This is a genomic window from Nostoc sp. NMS4, from assembly GCF_017115095.1.
GTDB lineage: Bacteria > Cyanobacteriota > Cyanobacteriia > Cyanobacteriales > Nostocaceae > Nostoc.
The window spans coordinates 1-6,880 of record NZ_JABXKI010000154.1; the positions used below are offsets into that span (position 1 = coordinate 1).

Genomic DNA, 6,880 nt, shown 5'->3' on the forward strand with positions numbered 1-6,880 from the left:
AAGTTGTTAGCGTTCGCTGGTTTTTGATCCTACCTCACCAAATCGCGTTGCTCCCCATTCTAGCCTACACAATGACTTGACTGAAGAAATTACCAATAAACCAAAGCAACTTGAGTTAGAGGAATGTAGGCTTGAATGTATACCTAATGTAGGCTTGAGTGTATACCCAGAACCCTTGCCAGGTAAGGATAGTGTAGGCAGTGTAGACCTAAACCCAAACTTTTTTGATTTTAATCAATTTAAAGTTGGTGATGCAGTCTCCTATGTAGGCGAACGTTACGCCACTACATTAGGTGGACTAAAGATGGAAGTAGCCAGGTTTGACAAACAGCAGTATTTTTGCAAAAAACCTGACGGCTACTTCACTCCTTGGTTGCATCCTGAAGAGTTATCAATTATTAAGTCAGAAGGACATGAATCAACAAGTTAAAACATCATTCTTTCAGATGTCTGATGAAGATTCACTAAACTGGGAATCTGAGATTATTTGGAAGATTCCACCAAAGAATATGCCCTATGTTCGGCATCGGCTCAAGCTATGTTCCAATGGGAACAAATTAATTAGATACAGCAAGTTTAAACTTGCTGGTTATGCTACCCTGCGACGCGGTGTAACTTGCGAGTACGGTCTATTACGCCGTGTTTTCTACCTGAAGCCTGAAGATAGATATTTTGACCCTGAAGGTACTTATAAATACGGTGTACCACCAGAAGCTATCGACCCGCTAACTGTCTCAACTGGCATCCTGGGAACTGTCACCGATAGAGCATTAGGATGGCAGTTGCTCACCAATGACCAATTGCTAATAATAGAAGTCTCAACCGCGATCGCAATTAGTCAGTTACTAATCATCTCTCTAGCTGTAAACCTACCATACCTGTTACACAATCAAGTCTTGATTCTGTTACACTTTCAAGATACAATGGTAAAGGTATACAGGATAGGGATTATGGCTAAATATCTAATTGAGATAAAAGACCCTAGCAATGGAGACGCAGGGTTACTGCAACTAGACGCTAATTCTGTAGATGAAGCGACTAGGGAGGCAAAGGCAACTTACCCTAGCCATGAAATAATTAGGGTAAGAGGTGGTCACGGTGGTAAACGCATTGGTTCCGGTAGGGTAGGTAAGTGGGGTGATAAGGTCAAAACTCAGGTTTACCGTTTACCACCTACCCTTGGTGACAATGCTGAGGAGATAGTAGGGGAATTGGAGATGGTAAAGCATATCCTTGATAGCTGGGAGTCAAGGGTAGATGAGAGTAGGGGGAAAAGCGCCGGGGGGCAACCAGGTGAGAGATATAAACACGTTGCTCAACTACTCGCTGACCTAAAACAGGCTATGCAGGTAACAGGGAGGGAGTTAGTCGAGTAACCGCTTACCCTGCACCCCAAGACAAACTTAAAAAGTTATGTTTTTTCTCAGAAAATTGATGTCATTTTGCAAATATAGGTATGCTTAATTTACTCCAACAACTTGTTAGACAAATCTCACATATAGGATAGATAGAGATTCACTACTAAAAAGGTGAGCATTATTTGAGCATGAATGCTGAGTATTAATTTATACCTATTATTCACTCTCAAACACTCAAAATAACCTGTTTGAGCATTGTGTGAGCATTTTTAAGGTTAGGATGGCTGAAAGTCTTGAAAAATGAAGGTTTATGTGGCTAATCAAGAAGACAACGCCCAATCTCTGGCGCGAACCCCTTTATATCAACTGGGTGTAGAACTCAAAGCACGCCTTACCAGCTTTGGCGGCTGGGAAATGCCTGTGCAATTTAGTGGAATTAGCCGCGAACATGAGGCTGTCAGAAATACAGCAGGAATGTTCGATATTTCCCACATGGGCAAATTTACCCTCCAAGGTAAAAACCTAATTTCCCAACTCCAGCCGCTAGTGCCTTCCGATTTGAGTCGTTTGCAAGCCGGTCAAGCACAATACACCGTATTGTTAAATCCCCAAGCGGGAATTATTGACGACATCATTGTTTATTATCAAGGTGAAGACACCAGTGGTACACAAAAGGCATTCATCATAGTTAATGCGGCAACCTCCAATAAAGATAAAGCATGGCTGTTACAACACCTTGACCTAGATAAATTGCAATTCCAAGACCTTTCACCGGATAAAGTCTTAATTGCCGTCCAAGGGCCAAAAGCGATTAAATATCTCCAGCCATTAGTGCAAGAAGACTTACAACCAATCACAGCCTTTGGACATTTAGAAGCAACCTTACTAGGTAAACCTGCCTTTTTGGCCCGCACAGGTTACACCGGAGAAGATGGCTTTGAGGTGATGGTAGACCCGGATGTGGGAGTAGAACTGTGGCGCAGTCTCCATAAAAGTGGTGTTATCCCCTGTGGACTCGGTGCGAGAGACACTCTGCGGCTAGAAGCAGCGATGGCACTTTACGGACAAGATATCGATGACACCACCACACCCTTAGAAGCGGGTTTGGGGTGGTTAGTTCACTTAGATACTAAAGGCGATTTTATTGGTCGGGAGGTTTTAGCACAAGAAAAAGCCACTGGAGTACAGCGCCGATTGGTAGGTTTGCAAACCCAAGGACGCAACATTGCCCGTCATGGTTATCAAGTGTTATCCGCAGGTAAAGTTGTGGGAGAAGTTACTAGTGGCACTCTGTCACCTACACTTGGTTATCCTGTTGCATTAGGCTACGTTCCCACCCAGCTAGCAACTGTCGGTCAGCAGCTAGAAGTCGAAATTCGCGGCAAAGCTTATCCAGCAGTTGTAGTTAAACGTCCCTTTTATCGGTCAAAAAATCGTGTTGCCAACTGATAAGCGCCGAGGTTTTTGCGGAATAATGTGTTGTGAGTTATTAATCTACACTAAGGTTCATTACCAGATGTGGCTTGGACAACTTTTAGGGAATAATTTTTTTAATAAGGGAGAGGAAGTGATATGTCTTTTGAATATCCGCAAGATTTCAGATACCTAGATTCTCATGAATACGTGCGAATCGATGGTGAAATTGCCACCATTGGCATTACTGAGTTTGCCGTACATGAATTGGGTGATATCGTCTTTTTGGAACTGCCAGAAATTGGTGATGCTCTAACCAGGGGAGAAAACTTTGGCACAATTGAATCAGTCAAAGCCGTTGAAGAATTAAATTCACCAGTGACAGGCACTGTTATAGAACGCAATGAAGCCTTAATTAATTCTCCCGAAGAAGTATCAGAAGACCCCTACGGAGAAGGATGGTTTTTGAAAGTGCGCGTCAATGACCCTGGCGAAGTTGAGGATGCCTTGACAGCAGATGAGTATCGCGCCCAAGTAGAAGGGGAGTAGGAATTCTGAGTGCTGAGTGCTGAGTTCTGAGTTCTGAGTGGGGAGAGTTAGGAGTTAGGAGTTAAGAGTTAGGAGTTTTGTTTATCTCCCCCTGCTTCCCCTGCTTCCCCTGCTTCCTCATCTCCCTCATCTTCCCAATCCTCAGCCACCAGTTTAAGAGTATTTATTGCAAAATATGAAATAGTATTATCTGGAGAGTAATTTGTGGTATTGAACGCCCCTATTCTCAAGTCTGATGAGCAGCAAGCGCTGGACGGAAAAAGTCAAAAGTTAAGTAGTTTTGTGCCAAGACACATTGGCCCTAACTCCGATGATATCCAGCTTATGCTTAAGGTTTTGGGGTTTCCCAGCCTGGATGCCCTCATCGACCAAACAGTTCCACAGTCAATCAGGCTGAAGCAACCGCTAAAGTTACCAGCAGCAGAAAGTGAGTATGCAGCACTGGCATCGTTAAAAAAAGTTGCGGCCAAAAATCAGGTTTTCCGTTCATACATCGGTATGGGATATTACGACACTATTACCCCACCTGTGATTGGGCGCAATATCTTAGAAAACCCCGGTTGGTATACTGCCTACACTCCTTATCAGCCAGAAATTGCCCAAGGACGACTAGAAGCGCTGCTAAATTTTCAAACCCTAATTATCGACCTCACCGGTTTGGAAATTGCCAATGCTTCGCTACTTGATGAAGCCACAGCCGCAGCTGAAGCAATGAGCTTAAGTTATGGTGTCTCCAAAAATCAGGCAAATGCCTATTTTGTCTCTGGTGACTGCCATCCCCAAACTATTGATGTGTTGCAAACACGCGCTCAACCATTAGGGATTAAGATCATTGTTGGCGATCATCAAACATTTGATTTTGAACAAGCAATTTTTGGGGCTGTTCTGCAATACCCTGCAAGTGATGGCACTATTTACGACTACCGCGCTTTTATAGAAAAAGCCCATGCTAAGGGTGCATTGGTGACGGTAGCAGCAGATCCTCTAAGTTTAACTTTGCTAACGCCTCCTGGAGAATTTGGCGCTGATATTGCTGTCGGCAGCACCCAGCGCTTCGGTATTCCGTTGGGGTTTGGGGGACCTCACGCCGCATACTTTGCTACGAAGGAAGAGTATAAGCGACTGGTTCCAGGGCGAATTGTCGGAGTATCAAAAGATGCTCAAGGGAAGCCAGCATTACGTCTCGCCTTACAAACCCGCGAACAGCACATCCGCCGCGAAAAAGCTACTAGTAATATCTGTACTGCACAGGTGCTACTGGCGGTGATGGCAAGTATGTACGCGGTGTATCATGGCCCGGCTGGACTGAAACAAATTGCTGAAAATATCCACTCGTTGACAGTGTTGTTGGCGGAAGGGTTGAAACGTTTGGGTTACAGCATCAGTTCCCCAGATTTTTTTGATACGCTGCGAGTAGAAGTAGGAAGACGCAATTTAGAAGATATTCTGGCAGCTAGCGAACAACTTCAAATTAATTTGCGTGTTTTTGATGCAAGTGCTGTTGGTATTTCGCTGGATGAAACAACTACGCCAGAAGACTTAATCGACCTCTGGCAGATTTTTGCTGGTAGAGATGATTTACCCTTTTCTTTAGAAGAATTAACTTCTCCCTCTCTTGGCCATATCTCCCTCTCTCGTACAAGCAACTATCTTACTCACCCAGTTTTTAACCGTTATCACTCAGAAACTGAGTTGTTGCGTTATCTGCACAAGCTGGAAAGCAAGGACTTGTCGCTAACTACATCGATGATTCCCTTGGGTTCTTGCACAATGAAGTTGAATGCAACTGCTGAGATGATTCCAGTAAGTTGGGAAGAATTTGGCAAGATTCATCCATTTGCACCCGCGTCGCAAACGCAAGGTTATCAAATCCTATTCCAGCAACTTGAGGCATGGTTAGCTGAAATTACTGGTTTTGCCGGAATTTCTCTACAACCAAATGCTGGTTCTCAGGGTGAGTATGCTGGACTTTTGGTGATTCGCCAATATCACAAAAATCGGGGTGAAGCACACCGGAATGTTTGTTTGATTCCTACTTCTGCACACGGGACAAACCCAGCCAGTGCGGTGATGTGTGGGATGAAGGTGGTGGCTGTTGCTTGTGACTCACAAGGTAATATTGATGTTGCTGACCTGAAAAATAAGGCAGAAAAACACAGTAATGAATTAGCTGCCTTAATGGTGACATATCCCTCAACTCACGGTGTCTTTGAGGAGCCAATTCAGGAAATCTGCGCTATTGTTCATAGTCATGGTGGACAAGTTTACATGGATGGGGCAAATATGAATGCCCAAGTGGGGATTTGCCGTCCTGGGGATATTGGCGCGGATGTCTGTCACTTAAATCTGCATAAAACTTTCTGTATTCCTCATGGTGGCGGTGGCCCTGGTATGGGGCCGATTGGTGTTGCATCTCATCTTGTGCCGTTTCTCCCCGGACATCCTGTTGTAACTATCGACAACTCAACTCAGCACTCAAATATTGGTGCGGTTGCGGCTGCGCCTTGGGGTAGTGCGAGTATTTTGGTGATTTCTTGGATGTATATTGCGATGATGGGTGCAGATGGTTTAACCCATGCAACTAAGGTGGCGATTCTCAACGCTAACTACATCGCCAAGAAACTGGAATCGTACTATCCAGTTTTGTATCAGGGGAAAAATGGTCTAGTTGCCCATGAATGTATTTTAGATTTGCGATCGCTAAAAAAATCAGCTGCGATCGAAATTGATGATGTTGCGAAGCGTCTGATCGATTATGGTTTCCATGCCCCAACTGTCTCCTGGCCTGTAGGGGGTACAATCATGGTGGAACCTACAGAAAGTGAATCTAAACAAGAGTTGGATCGTTTCTGTGATGCGTTGATTTCTATTCGCCAAGAAATTGCCGAAATAGAAGTTGGTAAGGTGGATATCCAAGATAATGTTTTGAAGAACGCACCCCACACAGCCGAAAGTCTTATCACTGGAGAATGGCAGCATCCTTATTCTCGTGAACAAGCTGCCTATCCTGCGCCTTGGACTCGTGAGTATAAATTCTGGCCGGCTGTTGGTCGTATTGATGCAGCCTTTGGCGATCGGAATTTTGTTTGCTCATGTCTGCCAATGGATGCTTATTAGGGACTTCCAAATAAAAAATATCCAATTATTTTTTGTGGGGTGGGCCGGAAAGCCCGCCCAATAACCAAAGGCGGGCAAGATGCCCACCCCACAAGATTGAATAATTTATTTCTTGGAAATCCCTAAGCGACGTGAACATTAAAGAATCGCTCACATACCTGAATATAGGCTGTACGGTAATTATGCAAAAGTTTGTCAATTTCTCCTCCTATTGACTCAAGCCAGATTAACATTTATAAATGAAACTTAAGTAATAGGACAAGTATATAATCAGGCAAAACCCATGAATAAGTATAAGGAAATATTACGTGTTTTCCTTGCTATATCGATCATTGTGGTTGGAGTGACACACTTTATTGTTCCAGAACCATTTGTCAAAATTGTGCCGCCGCAACTTCCTTACCCTTTAGGATTGGTTTATCTCAGTGGCTTTTATGAAATTT

General features: G+C 44.0%; 6 protein-coding genes. All 6 read left to right on the forward strand.

Annotated features, from left to right (window positions below; genetic code table 11):
- Positions 1 to 76: 76 nt before the first annotated feature.
- Positions 77 to 430, forward strand: coding sequence for a hypothetical protein (locus tag HWQ37_RS12815; protein ID WP_292747791.1), 354 nt, complete (start codon positions 77 to 79; stop codon positions 428 to 430).
- The gene (locus HWQ37_RS12820) at positions 414 to 1,376 is read left to right on the forward strand and encodes a DUF6009 family protein (protein WP_292747792.1); all 963 of its coding nucleotides are present in this window, start codon (positions 414 to 416) and stop codon (positions 1,374 to 1,376) included. The genes HWQ37_RS12815 and HWQ37_RS12820 overlap by 17 nt, the downstream gene beginning before the upstream one ends.
- A gap of 294 nt (positions 1,377 to 1,670) precedes the next feature.
- Positions 1,671 to 2,807 (forward strand): glycine cleavage system aminomethyltransferase GcvT, encoded by a 1,137-nt coding sequence (gene gcvT / locus HWQ37_RS12825; protein ID WP_292747793.1) that lies wholly within the window; start codon positions 1,671 to 1,673, stop codon positions 2,805 to 2,807.
- A gap of 123 nt (positions 2,808 to 2,930) precedes the next feature.
- Positions 2,931 to 3,320, forward strand: coding sequence for a glycine cleavage system protein GcvH (gcvH, locus tag HWQ37_RS12830; protein WP_069072677.1), 390 nt, complete (start codon positions 2,931 to 2,933; stop codon positions 3,318 to 3,320).
- A 204-nt stretch (positions 3,321 to 3,524) separates the two neighbouring features.
- Positions 3,525 to 6,437, forward strand: a complete 2,913-nt coding sequence (gene gcvP / locus HWQ37_RS12835) for an aminomethyl-transferring glycine dehydrogenase (RefSeq protein ID WP_292747794.1) — start codon at positions 3,525 to 3,527, stop codon at positions 6,435 to 6,437.
- Between the two features lie 283 nt (positions 6,438 to 6,720).
- Positions 6,721 to 6,880, forward strand: a 160-nt coding sequence (locus HWQ37_RS34850; RefSeq protein WP_465249695.1) for a DoxX family protein, incomplete at its 3' end; no start/stop codon positions are given.